The 16,825-nt window shown below is 66.7% G+C and carries 11 protein-coding genes and 2 pseudogenes; 8 read left to right on the forward strand and 5 right to left on the reverse strand.

Annotated elements, in window-relative coordinates; translation table 11 throughout:
• Positions 1-112 precede the first annotated feature (112 nt).
• The 7 genes from mfd to MYXE_RS06365 all read left to right on the forward strand — a co-directional run bounded on the left by mfd (position 113) and on the right by MYXE_RS06365 (position 9,317).
• Positions 113-3,793 (forward strand): transcription-repair coupling factor, encoded by a 3,681-nt coding sequence (mfd, locus tag MYXE_RS06335; protein ID WP_085196510.1) that lies wholly within the window; start codon positions 113-115, stop codon positions 3,791-3,793.
• 52 nt (positions 3,794-3,845) lie between these two features.
• Entirely contained in the window at positions 3,846-4,979 is a 1,134-nt protein-coding gene (locus tag MYXE_RS06340; protein WP_161552053.1) for a nucleoside triphosphate pyrophosphohydrolase, read from the forward strand.
• A 127-nt stretch (positions 4,980-5,106) separates the two neighbouring features.
• Positions 5,107-5,838 (forward strand): lytic transglycosylase domain-containing protein, encoded by a 732-nt coding sequence (locus MYXE_RS06345; RefSeq protein WP_003922890.1) that lies wholly within the window; start codon positions 5,107-5,109, stop codon positions 5,836-5,838.
• Positions 5,839-5,918: 80 nt separating this feature from the next.
• Positions 5,919-7,208, forward strand: a complete 1,290-nt coding sequence (gene eno / locus MYXE_RS06350; RefSeq protein WP_085196515.1) for a phosphopyruvate hydratase — start codon at positions 5,919-5,921, stop codon at positions 7,206-7,208.
• A gap of 15 nt (positions 7,209-7,223) precedes the next feature.
• Positions 7,224-7,883: an FtsB family cell division protein gene (locus MYXE_RS06355; RefSeq protein WP_003922892.1), complete on the forward strand. Its 660-nt coding sequence runs from the start codon at positions 7,224-7,226 to the stop codon at positions 7,881-7,883.
• The gene (locus MYXE_RS06360) at positions 7,876-8,379 is read left to right on the forward strand and encodes a DUF501 domain-containing protein (RefSeq protein ID WP_003922893.1); all 504 of its coding nucleotides are present in this window, start codon (positions 7,876-7,878) and stop codon (positions 8,377-8,379) included. The genes MYXE_RS06355 and MYXE_RS06360 overlap by 8 nt, the downstream gene beginning before the upstream one ends.
• Complete coding sequence (locus MYXE_RS06365) at positions 8,370-9,317, forward strand: Ppx/GppA phosphatase family protein (RefSeq protein ID WP_085196518.1); 948 nt, start codon at positions 8,370-8,372, stop codon at positions 9,315-9,317. The genes MYXE_RS06360 and MYXE_RS06365 overlap by 10 nt, the downstream gene beginning before the upstream one ends.
• A 23-nt stretch (positions 9,318-9,340) precedes the next feature.
• Here MYXE_RS06365 and MYXE_RS06370 read toward each other — a convergent pair whose 3' ends face one another.
• Both MYXE_RS06370 and MYXE_RS06375 read right to left on the reverse strand, forming a co-directional pair.
• A complete protein-coding gene (locus MYXE_RS06370) occupies positions 9,341-10,762 on the reverse strand; it encodes a PPE family protein, SVP subgroup (RefSeq protein WP_003922895.1) in 1,422 nt (473 codons plus the stop codon).
• A 43-nt stretch (positions 10,763-10,805) separates the two neighbouring features.
• Positions 10,806-12,239, reverse strand: a complete 1,434-nt coding sequence (locus MYXE_RS06375; RefSeq protein ID WP_085196520.1) for a PPE family protein, SVP subgroup — start codon at positions 12,237-12,239, stop codon at positions 10,806-10,808.
• Positions 12,240-12,790: 551 nt separating this feature from the next.
• On the opposite strand from MYXE_RS06375, the pseudogene MYXE_RS06380 reads away from it, so the two are divergent.
• Positions 12,791-14,027 (forward strand): annotated as a pseudogene (locus tag MYXE_RS06380) (HNH endonuclease signature motif containing protein).
• Positions 14,028-14,103: 76 nt separating this feature from the next.
• Here the strand turns inward: MYXE_RS06380 and MYXE_RS06385 are convergent.
• The 3 genes and pseudogenes from MYXE_RS06385 to MYXE_RS25230 all read right to left on the reverse strand — a co-directional run.
• Positions 14,104-15,810 (reverse strand): NAD-binding protein, encoded by a 1,707-nt coding sequence (locus MYXE_RS06385; protein ID WP_003922032.1) that lies wholly within the window; start codon positions 15,808-15,810, stop codon positions 14,104-14,106.
• Positions 15,811-15,985: 175 nt separating this feature from the next.
• Positions 15,986-16,666, reverse strand: a complete 681-nt coding sequence (locus MYXE_RS06390) for a response regulator (protein ID WP_003922033.1) — start codon at positions 16,664-16,666, stop codon at positions 15,986-15,988.
• Positions 16,667-16,732: 66 nt separating this feature from the next.
• Positions 16,733-16,805, reverse strand: a pseudogene (locus MYXE_RS25230) (hypothetical protein); the annotation flags it as partial.
• Between the last annotated feature and the right edge of the window lie 20 nt (positions 16,806-16,825).

Raw genomic sequence — 16,825 nt, forward strand, 5'->3', positions numbered from 1 at the left:
CCTCGAGCGCCCGATCGCCAGCGTGCTGGTGACGCGCCGATGATGTGGTGGCGATCACCCGAGTTGGCCGGGGCCGCAACGTGAATCAGTCGAAGCATAGAATGGCTGCATCATGACCGCACCGGGGTTTGCCCGACCAGATACCCCGATCGCGGGGCTCGTCGACCTGGCGCTGAGCGCGCCGACCTTTCAGCAACTCATCGACCGGGCAGCCGATCGACCCGACGAATTGAACCTGGTCGGTCCGGCCAGCGCACGTGTCTTCGTCACCAGCGCCCTGGCCCGGCACGGCCCGTTGCTGGTGGTCACCGCCACCAACCGGGCAGCCGACGATCTGACCGCCGAGCTGCGTGGTGTGCACGGCGACGCGGTCGCGTTGTTCCCGTCCTGGGAAACCCTGCCACACGAACGGCTCTCGCCAGGTGTCGACACCGTGGGCGCCCGCCTCATGGTGCTGCGTCGGCTGGCCCACCCCGACGACGCGTGGCTGGGACCGCCGCTGCGGGTGGTGGTGACGTCGGCGCGCTCGCTTTTGCAGCCGATGACACCGCGACTGGGCGACATCGAGCCGCTCACCCTGGCTGTCGGCGACGAGGTCGCGTTCGAAGAGGTGATCACCCGGCTGGTCGAATTGGCCTACACCCGGGCCGACATGGTCGGTCGGCGCGGGGAGTTCGCGGTGCGCGGGGGAATACTCGACGTGTTTCCGCCGACCGCCGAACACCCGGTGCGCATCGAGTTCTGGGGCGACGAGGTCACCGAGATGCGCATGTTCTCGGTCGCCGATCAGCGCTCCATCCCCGAGCTGACCGTGACCACCCTGGTCGCCGTGGCCTGCCGGGAGCTGTTGCTGAGCGACGACGTGCGGGAACGGGCCGCCAGGCTGGCTGGTAAACATCCCGCCGCCGAGCATGCGATCGTCGGCAGCTTCACCGACATGCTGGCCAAGCTGGCCGAGGGCATCCCCGTCGACGGCATGGAGGCGCTGCTGCCCGTCTTGCGTCCCGACGAGCTGACGCTGCTGACCGACCAACTGGCCGAGGGCACCCCGGTGCTGGTCTGCGATCCGGAAAAGGTCCGCGCCCGCGCCGCCGATCTGATCAAGAGCGGCCGGGAGTTCCTCGAGGCGTCGTGGTCGGTAGCTGGCTTCGGCGGTAGCCAGGAAAACCGAGCCCCGGTCGACGTCGAACAGCTCGGCGGGTCCGGCTTCGTCGAATTCGACGAGGTCCGCGCCGCCGCTCGCAAGACCGGTCACCCGTGGTGGACGCTGAGCCAGCTCTCCGACGAGTCGGCGATCGAACTCGAGCTGCGGGCCGCGCCGTCAGCGCGCGGCCATCAGCGCGACATCGACGAGATCTTCGCGATGCTGCGCGCGCACGTGTCCACCGGCGGGTGCGCCGCGGTCGTCGCACCCGGCACCGGCACCGCGCAGCGCGTGGTCGAGCGGTTGACCGAATCCGACACTCCCGCAACGTTATTGGAGTCCGGAGCGACGCCCAAACCTGGCGTGGTCGGGGTGCTCAAAGGTCCGCTGCACGACGGCGTGGTGGTTCCGGGCGCCAATCTCGTGGTGATCACCGAGACCGACCTAACCGGCAACCGGGTGAACGCCACCGACGGCAAGCGGTTGGCGGCCAAACGCCGCAACGTCGTCGACCCGCTGGCGCTCACGCCCGGCGACCTGGTGGTGCACGACCAGCACGGCATCGGCCGGTTCGTGGAGATGACCGAACGCACCGTGGGCGGGGCACGACGCGAATATCTGGTGCTGGAGTACGCGTCGAGTCGGCGGGGCCAAAACGACACCGACAAGCTCTACGTGCCGATGGACTCGCTGGATCAGCTGTCGCGCTACGTCGGTGGGCAAGCTCCGGCTTTAAGCAGGCTCGGCGGCAGCGACTGGGCCAACACCAAGACCAAGGCGCGCCGCGCGGTGCGTGAGATCGCCGGTGAGCTCGTGGCGCTCTACGCCAAGCGGCAGGCCACCCGCGGGCACGCGTTCGGGCCGGATACGCCGTGGCAAGCCGAAATGGAGGACGCGTTCGGGTTCACCGAGACCGTCGATCAGCTCACCGCGATCACCGAAGTCAAAGCCGACATGGAAAAGCCCGTCCCGATGGACCGGGTGATCTGCGGCGACGTCGGCTACGGCAAGACCGAGATCGCGGTGCGGGCAGCGTTCAAGGCGGTGCAGGACGGCAAGCAGGTCGCGGTGCTGGTGCCCACCACGCTGCTGGCCGACCAGCATCTGCAGACCTTCACCGAACGAATGTCGGAGTTCCCGGTCACCATCAAGGGGCTCTCACGGTTCACCGGGCCGGCCGAGTCGCGCGCCGTGCTCGACGGCATGGCCGACGGCAGTGTCGACATCGTGATCGGCACGCACCGGCTGCTGCAGACCGGGGTGCGGTGGAAGGACCTCGGGCTGGTCGTCGTTGACGAGGAGCACCGCTTCGGCGTCGAACACAAGGAGCACATCAAGAGCCTGCGCACCCATGTCGACGTGCTGACCATGAGCGCCACCCCCATCCCGCGGACACTGGAGATGAGCCTGGCGGGGATCAGGGAGATGTCGACGATCCTCACCCCGCCCGAAGACCGTCTTCCGGTGCTGACCTACGTCGGGCCGCATGACGACAAGCAGATCGCGGCCGCGTTACGGCGCGAGTTGCTGCGCGACGGTCAGGCCTTCTACGTGCACAACCGGGTCAGCTCGATCGAACAGGCGGCCGCGCGGGTGCGTGAGCTGGTGCCCGAGGCGCGGGTCGTCGTCGCGCACGGCCAGATGAACGAGGACGTGCTGGAACGCACCGTCCAGGGATTCTGGAACCGGGAATACGACATCCTGGTGTGCACCACGGTCGTCGAGGCGGGCCTGGACATCTCCAACGCCAACACCTTGATCGTCGAGCGCGCCGACACGTTCGGGTTGTCCCAGCTGCATCAGCTGCGCGGCCGGGTCGGGCGAAGCCGGGAACGCGGGTACGCCTATTTCCTGTATCCGCCGCACGCTCCGCTTACCGAGACCGCCTACGACCGGCTTGCCACGATCGCGCAAAACAACGAGTTGGGCGCGGGCATGGCGGTGGCCATGAAAGACCTGGAGATCCGCGGTGCCGGCAACGTGTTGGGGGTGGAACAGTCCGGCCACGTCGCCGGCGTGGGATTCGACCTGTACGTGCGGCTGGTGGGCGAGGCGGTCGAGGCCTATCGGGCGGCCGCCGACGGCAAAACCGTCACGACCGCCGAGGAGCCCAAGGACGTGCGCATCGACCTGCCGGTGGACGCGCACCTGCCAGCGGACTACATCGCCAGCGACCGGCTACGCCTGGAGGCCTATCGGCGGCTTGCCGCCGCGTCGTCCGACGACGAGGTCGCCGCCGTTGTCGAGGAACTCACCGACCGCTACGGCGCCCTCCCGGAACCGGCTCAGCGGCTGGTGGCCGTCGCCCGGCTGCGTTTGCTGTGCCGTCGATACGGCGTCACCGAAGTGTCCGCGCCGTCGGAGGCGACGGTGCGGCTATCGCCCATGACCCTGCCGGACTCCGCGCAGGTGCGCCTGGTGCGGCTGCATCCGGGCGCGCGCTACCGCGCCACCACCTCGACCGTGCAGGTGCCGATTCCACGCGCCGGCGGTGTGGGCGCGCCGCGAATTCGTGACCTCGAATTGGTGCAGATGGTGGCCGATCTGCTATCCGCGCTCGATGGAAAGCCGCAGGCAGAAATTGGTATAACGAAACCCGGGCCCACGAACGGAGCCGCGGCGGTGAGTGAGGAGCGACAAGCGCGATGACCCGCGCCAACGACGATAACGCCGGCGTAGCCGCGATCGCAGGGCGGCGCCCATGACAGTCGTTTTGGTCGACCCCCGCCGCCCGTCGCTGGTTCCCGTCGAAGCGATCGAATTGCTCACCGGCGAAGTCCAATACACCGAGGAGATGCCGGTGGCGGTGCCGTGGTCGCTGCCGTCGGCGCGTCCGGCGCACACCGGAGAAGACGCCCCGGTGCTGCTGTCGTCCGACCCCGAGCATCCGGCGGTGACAGCGCGACTGGCGGCGGGGGACCGGTTGATTTCGGCGCCCGAGCAGCAACGCGGCGAAAGACTTGTCGATGCGGTGGCGATGATGGACAAACTGCGCACCGCCGGCCCGTGGGAAAGCGAACAGACGCACGACTCGTTGCGCCGCTACTTGCTGGAGGAGACCTACGAGCTGTTCGACGCGGTGCGCAGCGGTAATGCCGACGAGTTGCGCGAGGAACTCGGCGATGTGCTGCTGCAGGTCTTGTTTCATGCGCGCATCGCCGAGGACGCGCCACAACACCCCTTCACCATCGACGATGTCGCCGACACGCTGATGCGGAAGCTGGGCAACCGGGTGCCGGGAGTGCTTGCCGGCGAGGAGATCTCACTCGACGATCAGCTGGCTCAGTGGGAAGAGCGCAAAGCGGCGGAGAAGCCACGGGACTCGGTGCTCGACGACGTTCCTACCGCCCAGCCGGCATTGTCTTTGGCGCAGAAGGTAATCCAACGAGTGCACAAAGCCGGACTCCCGGAGGACCTGATTCCACAATCCATCACCTCGGTCGCTGTGACAGCCGACGGCGATGCCGAAAACACCTTACGCACAGCTGTTTTAGAGTTTATGGATACCGTCCGCGAAACCGAGAAGGCGATTGCGGCCGGACGCCGCGGCGATGACGTTCCCGAGGAGCTCGATGCCACGCCGCTGGGTGTCGTGACCGAAGAAGAGTGGCGGGCCTATTGGCCGCAGGACATTGCCCAGCCGGCCGCGGAGAAGGTGGCGGCTTGGCCGACGACCCGGGGCGGGTTGAGACAAATGGCGATCAGTCCGACACCGCGCCACAGTAGGCGTTTGTGCACGGCAGGTTGGGGAAAGGCAGCGACTGTCGCAATGGTTGCTAGCGCGCCGGCTACCGGGATCCACGACCAGCGAAGCGACTGTGCCCGCTTGCTATGAATTGCCGTGGTTAACCGATAGGCAGCTGTAAACCGGCGATGTTTGCACGAATTGGCGTGAGGTAACGCTCTGGGACGCCACGTCTCATGGGACGATGGTGGGGACCGAGAGTGGTTGAGGGAGTTCTGTGTCGCCGGTGCGTTGGCTGCGGGCGGCCGCCGTGGTGGGGGCGGCGGCATTGCTCTTGGCGTCGAGTTGTACGTGGCAGCTCGGCAGCTACATCCCCAAGGGGGTGCCGCCGCCGGCGGGGGATCCGGTTCCGCCGGTGGACACCCATGCCAAGGGCCGGCCCGCCGATCAGTTGCACAGCTGGGCGGTCGAGCGCAGTGCGGCACTGCAAATTCCGGTTATTGCGCTGGAAGCCTATGCCTACGCGGCCCGGGTCGCTGAGGTCGAAAACCCGAACTGCCGTATATCGTGGACGACTTTGGCCGGTATCGGTGAAGTGGAAAGTCACCACGGCACCTACCATCATGCGTCGATTGCCCCCAATGGCGATGTGCACCCGCCGATTCGGGGCGTGCGCCTGGACGGAAGTGGCGGCACGTTGCACATAGTCGACACCGATGCCGGCGGCCTTGCCGACGATGACGGCACGGTTCGGGCAATGGGGCCAATGCAGTTCATCCCGGAGACGTGGCGGCTGTACGGAGTCGACGCCAATAATGACGGCGTCGTCAGCGTCGACAACATCGACGACGCCGCGCTCTCGGCTGCTGGCTATTTATGTTGGCGTGGAAAGAATCTCGCGACACCACGAGGGTGGATCACTGCGCTGCGGGCCTACAACGACTCCGACGTGTATGCGCGCGCGGTACGGGATTGGGCTACCGCCTACGCGGCGGGCCACCCGCTGTGAGCCTTCCCGCCCAAGCAGGCTCTAGGCTACAGCGGGTAGTCACAAACCACGTGCTCACCTGACGACGCAAGGAGAAGTCAGTGCCGATTATCGAGCAGGTCGGGGCCCGCGAGATCCTCGATTCTCGCGGCAACCCGACGGTCGAGGTCGAGGTCGCTCTCATCGACGGGACATTCGCGCGGGCAGCGGTGCCCTCCGGTGCGTCGACCGGCGAGCACGAAGCCGTCGAGCTGCGCGACGGTGGCGATCGCTACGGCGGCAAAGGTGTCAAGAAGGCTGTGCAGGCGGTGCTCGACGAGATCGCACCCGCTGTGATCGGGCTCAACGCCGACGAGCAGCGGCTGGTCGATCAGGCGCTGGTGGATCTCGACGGCACCCCTGACAAGTCCCGGCTGGGCGCCAACGCGATGCTCGGCGTCTCGCTGGCCGTCGCCAAGGCCGCGGCGGATGCCGCTGAGCTGCCGCTGTTTCGCTACATCGGCGGCCCGAACGCGCACATCCTGCCGGTACCGCTGATGAACATCCTCAACGGCGGCGCCCACGCCGACACCGCCGTCGACGTCCAGGAGTTCATGGTGGCCCCGATCGGGGCGCCCAGCTTCGCCGAGGCTCTGCGCTGGGGTGCCGAGGTATACCACGCGCTCAAGTCGGTGCTCAAAAAGCAGGGGCTCAGCACAGGATTGGGCGACGAGGGCGGCTTCGCGCCGGACGTGCCAGGTACCAAGGCCGCGCTTGATTTGATCAGCCTGGCCATCGAGTCGACAGGTCTGAAATACGGTGCCGACGTGGCGTTGGCGCTCGATGCCGCAGCCACCGAGTTCTTCGCCGAGAAGACGGGCTACAACTTCGAAAAGCAGACACGCACCGCGGCGCAGATGACCGAGTTTTACACCGAGCTGCTCGACACATACCCGCTGGTATCCATCGAAGACCCACTCGCCGAAGATGATTGGGACGGATGGGCAGCTCTCACGGCATCCATCGGCGATCGGGTGCAAATCGTGGGCGACGACATCTTCGTCACCAACCCCGAACGGATTGAAGAAGGCATCGAGAAGAACGTCGCAAATGCTCTGCTGGTCAAGGTAAATCAGATCGGTACGTTAACCGAAACACTGGACGCTGTGGCGTTGGCGCACCACAGCGGATACCGCACGATGATGAGCCACCGCAGCGGGGAAACCGAGGACACCACCATCGCCGACCTGGCGGTGGCGGTCGGTTGCGGGCAGATCAAAACTGGCGCACCGGCGCGCAGCGAGCGTGTCGCCAAATACAACCAGCTGCTACGGATCGAGGAGACGCTCGGCGATGCCGCCCGCTACGCCGGCGATCTGGCGTTCCCCCGGTACGTGCCAGAAATCAAGTAGCGGGCTTCAACCCCGATGTCCGAAGGAAAGCGGCACGATTCCAAGCGGCGGTCACCGGCCTCGCGGCCGGGCCGACCCCGCGACACGGCTGCCGACCGTCGGCGCAAAGCGCCGGGCTCTCCTCGAGGCCGCGCTGAGTCCCGGACGCAGCCCGAGGCCGTGCCACAACCCGTCAAACATTCGATCACCGCGTCGGCCGAGCAGCGCTCCGAGCAGCGGCTGGGCTTTACCGCGCGGCGGGCGGCGGTGCTGGCTGCTGTGGTCTGCGTGTTGACGCTGACGATCGCCGGTCCGGTACGCACCTACTTTGCACAGCGCACGGAGATGAACCAGCTGGCCGCTACCGAAGCCGCGTTGCGCCGACAGATCGCCGACCTCGAGCAGCAAAAAGTCAAACTGGCAGACCCGGCCTACATCGCGGCACAAGCTCGTGAGCGGCTTGGCTTCGTGAAGCCCGGCGACATTCCCTATCAGGTCCAGCTTCCGCCGACGGCGGCATCACCCAACGAGCCGGGCTCGCAGGCGGTACCCACCGCCGCCAACGGGCCCTGGTACACGTCGCTGTGGCACACGATCGCCGACACGCCGCACGGTCCGCCGGCACCACCCCCGCCGCCGGGCCCGGCCCCACCCCCGGCCCCCGCGCCGACGAATCCGGTACCGCCCGGTGGTTGATCGTGCCGACCTGGAAACGATTGCGCGGCAGCTTGGCCGTGAGCCTCGCGGAGTGCTCGCGATCGCCTATCGCTGCCCCAACGGTGAGCCGGGCGTGGTGAAGACGGCGCCGAAACTTCCTGACGGCACACCATTCCCGACGCTGTACTACTTGACGCACCCCGTGCTGACGGCCGCCACCAGTCGGCTGGAGTCAGCGGGGCTGATGCGGCAGATGACCGACCGGCTGCGGCAAGACCCCGACCTGGCCGCCGCCTATCGGCAAGCTCACGAGTCGTACCTGGCCGAGCGTGATGCGATCGAACCGCTGGGCACGACGGTTTCGGCTGGCGGTATGCCCGACCGGGTGAAGTGCCTACACGTGCTCGTGGCGCATTCGTTGGCCAAGGGCCGCGGGGTGAATCCGATCGGGGACGAGGTCCTGGCGATCCTGTCCACCGACCCGCACCTTGAGTTGACGAAGGTCGGCATCTTGGCACCGGGACAATGGGAATGAAACGCGTTGCGGCAATTGACTGCGGCACCAACTCGATTCGGTTGTTGATTGCCGACGTGGTCAACGGGCATCTGCGCGACGTGCACCGCGAGATGCGTATCGTACGGCTCGGTCAAGGCGTCGACGCGACCGGTGAATTCCTGCCCGAGGCGCTGGAGCGCACCCGGGCCGCGCTCGTCGACTACACCGCGCTGCTACGGGTCCACGACGTCGAGCGGGTGCGCATGGTTGCCACGTCGGCCGCCCGTGACGCCGCCAATCGTGAGGTGTTCTTTGCGATGACCGCCGAGGTGTTGGGTGCTGCGGTGCCGGGGGCGGTCGCTGAAGTGATCACCGGTGCCGAAGAGGCAGAACTGTCTTTTCACGGAGCGGTCAACGAATTCGATTACACTGCGGGGCCTTTCGTGGTCGTGGACTTGGGTGGCGGGTCCACAGAGATCGTGGTGGGCCACGATAGGGTTTCCGCGAGTTTCTCGGCCGACATCGGGTGTGTCCGGCTGACCGAGCGATGTTTGCATTCCGATCCGCCGACCCGCGCCGAGGTCGCAGACGCCCGCGGCGTGGTCCGCGAGCGGCTTGGGGTGGCGCTGCGGGCGGTGTCGGTGCAAGATGCCCAGACCTGGGTCGGTGTGGCCGGGACGATGACGACGCTGGCGGCGCTGGCCCAGGACATGGCGACGTATGATGCTGCCGCCATTCATCTTTCACGTGTCGGCCGCGACAAGCTAATGGCGGTATGCGACCGGTTGATCGGTATGACGCGTGCGCAGCGTGCCGCGCTGGGCCCGATGCACGCCGGTCGGGCCGACGTGATCGTCGCGGGCGCGATCATTGTCGAAGAGCTGGCCGACGCGCTGCGCGAACGCGCTGGCATCGAGGAACTCGTGGTCAGCGAGCACGACATTCTCGACGGGATTGCGCTCTCGATCGCCGGCTGATTTGCACTTCGACGCCGAATAACTCAGCGCCCGAGCAGCCGCTTTTTCTGCTCGCTGAACTCTTCGTCGGTCAAGCGTCCCTCGTCGCGCAGCTTGGCGATCTCGCGTATCCTCGCCGCGACTCCCGTCACCACGGGCCGCGGATTACTTTGCGATGCTTGACCTTTGCTATCTGTCGATGCATTGTCGCCGGGCGTCGCCGCCCGTCCGGCACGAGCAGCCACCCGGTGCCCCGGTGTCGCTTTGCCGTCTTCTCGGCCGCTGCCGGCGCCCAGGGTTGCACCCATGGCGCTTCCGGCCATACCCGCCAGAGCCATATCGCTCAATGGGTTTACCGAGTTACCTGCCAGGCCCGCCGCGGGTGCGCCCACGCCGGTCCTGGGCAATGCCAGCGCCACCGGTCGTACGGCCGGCGTCGCGACCGTCCAGGTCGGCGGCACCGACAACGCCCCGATTTTGTTTGCCTCACCCAGTCCCGCCGACACCGACGACGCCGACGACCCCGCCAGCGGGCCCGGGTGTGTGATGATCGCCGGGAATTCCGTCGGCGGCACCGATCCCGTGCCCGGCCAGGGCTCGACGCCTGCCCAGCCGCTGATGATCTGATCTTCGTGAAGCCCCGACAAAGCACCTTCGACAACGTAGGGAAACCCCGCCAACCCCAGCGGGGCGACGGGTGTGAGGGCACCGAGCGCCGCGATGCCACTTGGTCCGTTGATAAAGATCGAAATCAGGCTGGCCAAAGTGCTCAGCGGGTCCGGGGGATCGGCCGCGGCCGCCGGAGCCGCTGCGAAGCTCGACAACGCGCTGGGCACCGCGGAAAAGGCGTGCTGTGCCGACGAGACGGTGCGCTGCGCGTTCCCGGCGGCGGTGCCGGTGGCATGATCGACCGCCGTTGCTTGGATCGCCGCACCGTCCGGGTTGACGCTCGCAAGTGGTGACGTGAAGGGCCTGAGCGCTGTGGCAGATGCCGACGAACTCGCATAGCCGTACATCGCGGCGGCGTCCTGGGCCCACATCTCCGCGTACTGGGCCTCGATGGCAGCGATCGCGGGCGTGTTCTGCCCCAGGAGGTTCGTGGCCACTAGCGCCGTCAACTGAGCGCGATTGGCCGCGATCAGCGGCGGCGGCACTGTCGACGCCAACGCCTCCTCATATGCTGCCGCTCCCGCTTTGGCTTGGCTGGCCGCCTCCTCGGCTTGCCCGGCGGTGACGCTCAGCCACGCGACATAAGATGCGGCCGCGGTCGCCATCGACGCCGACGACGGGCCCAACCACAGCCCGGCGGTCAGTCCCGAGATCACCGACTGGTACGCGTTCGCCGCCGAATGTAGCTCGGCCGCCAGCCCGTCCCAGGCTTCGGCAGCCGCCACCAGTGGCCCCGACCCAGGACCGGCATAGATCCGACCGGAGTTGATCTCCGGCGGCAGCATCGCGAAATCCATTGAAGCCCATCCTCATCGGTGCTCGTGTCAACGGGCGTGTGTTTCAGCGCCCGAGTAGGCGGTTCTTCTGTTCGGCGAACTCCTCTTCGGTCAAAATGCCCTCGTCGCGTAGCCTGGCGAACTCACGCAGCTCAGCCGCGACACCCGTCACCACGGTTCGCGGCTTGCTCTCCGACGCGTCATCTTCGCGGTCATCTGCCGCACGGTCACCGGCGGTCGCCGCGCGTTCACCGGTGGGCTTCTGGCGTTCAGCGGGACTCGCCCGTCCGCGATCCCGGCCGCCGGTGCCGAGGGTTCCGGCCATGGCGCGCCCGGCCATACCCGCCAGAGCCATGTCGCTGAACGTGCTCCCCGCGGCACCTGTCGCTCCCTGTGCGGCGGCTTCTGCCGCTGCACCAACACCGGTTCCCGGTAGTGCCGGTAGCGTCACCGCGACGGGACGCACCGCCGGTGTCGAGATGGTCCACGTCGGCGGCACGGACAACCCCCCGACCGTATGCGCTTGGCCCGCGCTGGCTGAGACGGCCGGCGCGGACGGCACTATCGGGCCGGTGATGATCGCGGGGAACTCGGTCGGAGGCACTGTGCCGGTGCCCGGCCAGGGCTCTACGCCTGCCCAGCCGCTGACGATCTCATCGGTGTGGAAACCCGTCAGCGCACCGACAACGTCGAAGGGAAGCGAAACTGCGGTCAAGGGGGCCAGCGGAGTATCGACGCCAAGGGTCGCGAGGCCGCTTGGCGCGTCGATGAACACGGTGACCAGGTTTGCCAGCGTGGCCAGCGGATCCGGGGGGTCGGCCGCGGCGGCGGGTGTCACCGCGGCGAGGTTTTGCAGCGCGTTGGGCACCGCCGAAAAGGCTTGCTGGGTCGATGCGACCGTGCTTTTCGAGTTGCCGGCGGCGGTGCCCGCGGCTTTGCCGACGGCGCTGGCTTGAATCGCCGCGGCGTCCGCACTGGTGCTCGGTTGCGGTGGCGTGAACGGCGTCAGGGCGGTTGCCGATGCCGAGGATCCCGCGTAGCCGTACATCGCTGCCACGTCTTGGGCCCACATCTGGGCGTACTGTGCTTCGGTCGCCGCAATCGCCGAGGCGTTCTGCCCGAGCAGATTTGTCGCCACCAGCTCCATCAACAGAGTGCGATTGGCCGCGATCACCGACGGCGGCACCGTAGCGGCAAAGGCCACCTCGTAGGCCGCGGCCGCCGCCCTGGCATGCGCGGCGGTCTGCTCGGCCTGTGCGGAGGCGCTGCTCAACCACGTCACGTAGGGGACTGCCGCGGCCGCCATCGACGCCGATGCGGGACCCAGCCACGGGCCACTGGCTAACGCCGCAACCACCGACTGATAAGAGTTCGCCGCCGAAGACAGTTCGGCGGCGAGTCCATCCCAGGCCGCTGCGGCGGCCACCAGCGACCCTGAACCCGGACCTGTGTACATTCGACCGGAATTGATCTCCGGCGGTAACATCGCGAAATCCATTGCGGCCTAACTCCTTAGCGGCTTACAGAGCTTGGGCTCGGTGGCCGCATAAGCTTTGCTACCTCACCAGCGGTCACAAAGGGGCTGCCCATTGTCACGGCAACCATGTCCGGCGCGACTACTGGGAAATACATGGGCTTCCTCTGCTCGGTGACTTCTGGGCAACGTGGAATTCGCAGATTACGTTATGGCTAGGTTGCCCACCAAAGACCGCTTTGACCGCCAGGCAAACCCATTATGGATTGTTGATGTAATCCGCGCGAATTCATTAACGACTTCTTAACGACGGTGTCGTGTCGGCGCGCAACTAAATCACAGGTCAAAAGCCTGTGGAAAATGGCGTGGAGACATCGGCAATGCTTGACGCGAATCTTCGGTGAACGACCAATTTCTTTACTCGGTCTGATGAGCCTGACGTTCCGCATCAGGCCTGACTTGGTTCGCGGTTCGCCGTTTGCGGTGGACGCGGGTTGACCTGGTGTTTGTCGGTTTAGCTTGCCTACCGATGTGGGCAGCCGAGTTTTGTCAGACCCGGCTGTGATGATGACGGTATGTCGTCGACCGCTGCGCCTGCTGCCACCGGGTTGAGTCCTGCCGAGCGTCTTGAGGTGTTGTTCGAGGAGTTGGCGGAGTTGGCCGGTCAGCGCAACGCGATTGATGGGCGCATTGTGCAGATCGTCGCCGAGCTGGATCGCGACGGGCTGTGGGGTGGCACGGGGGCGCGTTCGGTGGCGGCGCTGGTGGCCTGGAAGTTGGGCGCCTCGTCGGCCACTGCCCACACCATCGCCGCGGTGGCGCGCCGGCTAGAAGAGTTTCCCCGCTGCGCGGCGGGCCTGGTCGAGGTCGGCTGTCGCTGGATCAGGTCGGGGTGATCGCCGCGGGGGCCGCTGCGGGCTCTGACGAGCACTATGCGCAGTTGGCGGCGGTGGCCACGGTCAACCAGTTGCGCACCGCGGTGCGGCTCGAACCGCGACCCGACCCCGAGCCGCAGCGGCCAGCGCCGCGTTCGATCACCAAGACCAGCGATGAGCGGTCCAGTTGTTGGCGGATCAGACTGCCTCATGATGAGGCGGCGACGTTCGACGCGGCGCTGGCCTCGCATCTGGAGGCGCTGGTCACCGAGTGGAAACACGAACGGGGCGGATCGGAGAACGCGCCGCCGATGCCGAGCACCGCTGATGCGTTCATGCGGCTGGTCGAGTCCGGCTGGGACGCCGAAGCGACACGGCGCCCGCACGGGGCGCGCACCACGGTGGTGGTGCATCTCGACATCGCCCAGCGCGCCGCGGCGCTGCATCTGGGTCCACTGCTATCTGAGGCCGACCGGAAATATTTGACCTGTGATGCCACCTGCGAAGTGTGGTTTCAACGCCACGGGCAGCCCCTCGGCGCCGGGCGCGCCACCCGGGTCGTCGGCGGCGGCTGCGCCGTGCCCTCGAGCACCGCCACCCCACGTGCGCGGTTCCCGGCTGCGGGGCCACCCGCGGGCTGCACGCCCACCACATCGTCCACTGGGAAGACGGCGGCGCCACCGAATTGGCCAACCTGGTGCTGGTCTGCCCGTACCACCATCGGCTACACCACCGCGGGGTGATCACCATCACCGGATCCGCCGACAAGCTCATCGTCACCGACAGCACCGGCCGACGGCTTCGCGCCGGATCGCTGGCCCGACCACCCAACCGTCCCCCGCCCGCCGTCCCACCCTGCCCAGGGCCCACCGGCGAACGCGCCAACTGGTGGTGGTACCAACCCTTCCAACCACAACCCCCACCCACCAACAACTAAGCCGCCACCCCAGCCGGTCACTGCAGGCACCGTAGCCAGATTCCTGCATGCGAGAGCGGCGCCAGCGCCGAACAGTTCAGGCAGGCTGTCCCTTGCGCAGCGTGTCCAGCAGTTCGCGGTAAGGACCGATGAGGTATACGGTGTCGCCGCCTCGCAGCAGGGCATCGCGGCGTGGGTGCAGCTTGACCGGCTCGTCTGGCCTGGTGATCGCGATGACCCGGGTTCGGGTGGACAGGTCGAGCATCTGCAGCCCGTCGAGTTCACTGCCGGGCTCGACGTGCATTCCGCCGACCACGAACGAGCTCTGTCCCACCGAAAACGTTCCCAGCACCTGCAGCCCCATCGCGGCCCCAATGAACCAAGGCGCGGCCAACTCGACGGTCGACCGAACATTCTGGAAATCGAATCGCTCCGCCACCGCGAAGCCGAGTGCGCGGTCGTAGACGCGCAGCACGATGGGAACGTCAAGCCACCGATTGACCTCGGGCCACACCCGGGGCCCCAACAACTCGCGTAACACGATGCCGGTCTCGATATTGACCATGTCATCGCGGGTCAACACCGCCACCGCCCGGGCGCGGTCGACGCGGGCCGATTCCAGCGTCTGGGGCAACGTGGCGTCTCCGAAGATCACTGGCACGTCGAGTTCGGCCGCCGACAACAGGAAGCGGTTGTTCTCGTCGCGCTCAATCACCGCGACGTCGTGGCCGGCGCTAACCAGATCGCGCACGACGCGGATCCCGAGCACGCTCAGCCCCACGACGATGATGTGGTCACGCAAATGGCGCACCCGCGGGCGCCCAGCCGTGTAGATAAAGCGGCGCGACAACAGCACATCAGCAATAAACGAGACCAGTAGAGCCACGGTGGTCACGCCGCCGAACATCAGCATCGCGGCGAAAAGTCGCAACCAGGTGGGCTGGTGGCTGAAGCTGAAGTCGCCGTAGCCCGTCGTCGTGATTGTCTCGGTGGTGAAGTAGAACGCGTCGATCCACGTCATCCCGGGGCGGCTGGTGTAGGTGAAACGCAACACGGCAGTCGCCCCGATCAGCAGGATCAGCACTGCGGCTATCACGGGATAAAACGCCGGGTTGACGTCGTCGCGCAGGGTGCGTGCAGCGTCGAGCATTCGGCGCAGCCGGGACTGTCGTGAGCGTGTTGCGCTGGGGCGCGGGACCTTGATGCCCCGGCCGGTCAGCTCGTCGGCGGTACCAATCATCGTCGTCCAGTCACCGGTGTGCACCTGCAGATCGCGGCCTGGGCACACCACCATCTCGCCGGGGGTGGAGGAGTTTTCGCCGTGAATCACTGCCACCGGGGCCAGGTCGCCGTAGATCTCACGCAGCGTCGCATCACGCGGTGCCGCGGTGCCCCAGACGACGAAATTGATGCCAGCCGCCTCGAACGGGTGCGTGGTGTAAGCCAGGCATGCCTCGACAATCGCCGGCGCAGCAAGATCGGCGACGTTGAGGATCGCGCCGGGACCGTTATCTGCGGCCACTGCTTCTCGCAGCACGTCATTAGCGAGTCGCGCGACCACCCGCACGTCCGGATTGGCTTTCCTTGCCAGCAGGGCGATTTCGAGGTTCCCGGCGTCGTCATCGCCGGCGCATACGACGGCCACAGCTTGGGCGATTCCGGCCGAGGCGAGCTCCGCCTTGACATTGGTATCGAAATGCTCACCGGTGGTGAGCTTTGCAACACTCACCCCGGCGGTTTTCAGCTCCTCGACGATCGTCGTCGCCAGCGCGTCCTCACCGCTGACAATGACGTGGCGGTGCATGGTCTGGTCCTGTCACCGGGGCGGGCAGTCGATGTGCCCGATGTCGTTGTCGTGGCGGTTACGCCACGGCTTGAGGTTTTCCGGCATAGCGGCCCGCTTTGCTGACACTGCGCTTTATCGGGCCACTATAAGGCGACCAGTGCGGCCTGCGGGGGTAAAAGTACCGGAATTACCCTCAGCTCTCGAAGCGATAACCCATCCCCGCCTCGGTCAGCAGGTGCTTGGGGTGCGACGGGTCGTCTTCGAGTTTGCGTCGCAGTTGCGCCAAATACACACGCAGGTAATGGGTTTCGGTGGCGTAGGCCGGCCCCCACACCTCTTTGAGGAGTTCCTCGCGGCCCACCAGCTTGCCGCGGTTGCGGGCAAGCATCTCCAGCATTCCCCATTCGGTCGGTGTCAGATGCACTTCGGCGCCATTCTTGATGACCTTCTTAGCAGCGAGATCGATTGTAAACGACGAGGTTTCGATGACAGGCTGGTCGACTTCTGTCGCTGCGGCGTTGCGGCGCACGGCGGCGCGCAACCGGGCCAAAAACTCGTCCATCCCGAACGGTTTCGTGACGTAGTCGTCGGCACCGGCGTCGAGGGCTTCGACTTTGTCCGACGAGTCGGTTCGCGCCGACAACACGATGACCGGCGCGTTGAGCCAGCCGCGCAGCCCCGCCAGCACCTCGATTCCAGAGATGTCGGGCAGCCCCAGATCGAGGATCACCACATCCGGGCGGTGTTCGGCGGCGGCGCGCAGCGCAGCGGCGCCGGTTGCGGCGGTTGTGACTTCATAGCCCCGCACCGACAGGTTGATCCGTAGCGCCCGCAGAATGTGCGGTTCGTCGTCGATCACCAAAACTCGTGTCAAATTGCGCCGCTCCTCCTCATCGCTGCGCTCTGCATCGTCGCTGGCGCGTCAAATTGCGCCGCTCCTCCTCATCGCTGCGCTCTGCATCGTCGCTGGCGCGTCAAATTGCGCCGCTCCTCCTCATCGCTGCGCTCTGCATCGTCGCTGGCGCGTCAAATT

Origin of the sequence: Mycobacterium xenopi, from assembly GCF_009936235.1 — a bacterium.
In the GTDB taxonomy this organism is placed as follows: Bacteria; Actinomycetota; Actinomycetes; order Mycobacteriales; family Mycobacteriaceae; genus Mycobacterium; species Mycobacterium xenopi.

What these genes read in the sequence shown, in the direction of transcription:
- mfd (WP_085196510.1), top strand. Translation starts at nt 113, where the DNA reads ATGACCGCACCGGGGTTTGCCCGACCAGATACCCCGATCGCGGGGCTC.
- MYXE_RS06375 (WP_085196520.1), bottom strand. Translation starts at nt 12,239, where the DNA reads ATGGATTTCGCGATGTTACCGCCGGAGATCAATTCCGGTCGAATGTAC.
- MYXE_RS06340 (WP_161552053.1), top strand. Translation starts at nt 3,846, where the DNA reads ATGACAGTCGTTTTGGTCGACCCCCGCCGCCCGTCGCTGGTTCCCGTC.
- MYXE_RS06355 (WP_003922892.1), top strand. Translation starts at nt 7,224, where the DNA reads ATGTCCGAAGGAAAGCGGCACGATTCCAAGCGGCGGTCACCGGCCTCG.
- MYXE_RS06385 (WP_003922032.1), bottom strand. Translation starts at nt 15,810, where the DNA reads ATGCACCGCCACGTCATTGTCAGCGGTGAGGACGCGCTGGCGACGACG.
- MYXE_RS06365 (WP_085196518.1), top strand. Translation starts at nt 8,370, where the DNA reads ATGGGAATGAAACGCGTTGCGGCAATTGACTGCGGCACCAACTCGATT.
- MYXE_RS06370 (WP_003922895.1), bottom strand. Translation starts at nt 10,762, where the DNA reads ATGGATTTCGCGATGCTGCCGCCGGAGATCAACTCCGGTCGGATCTAT.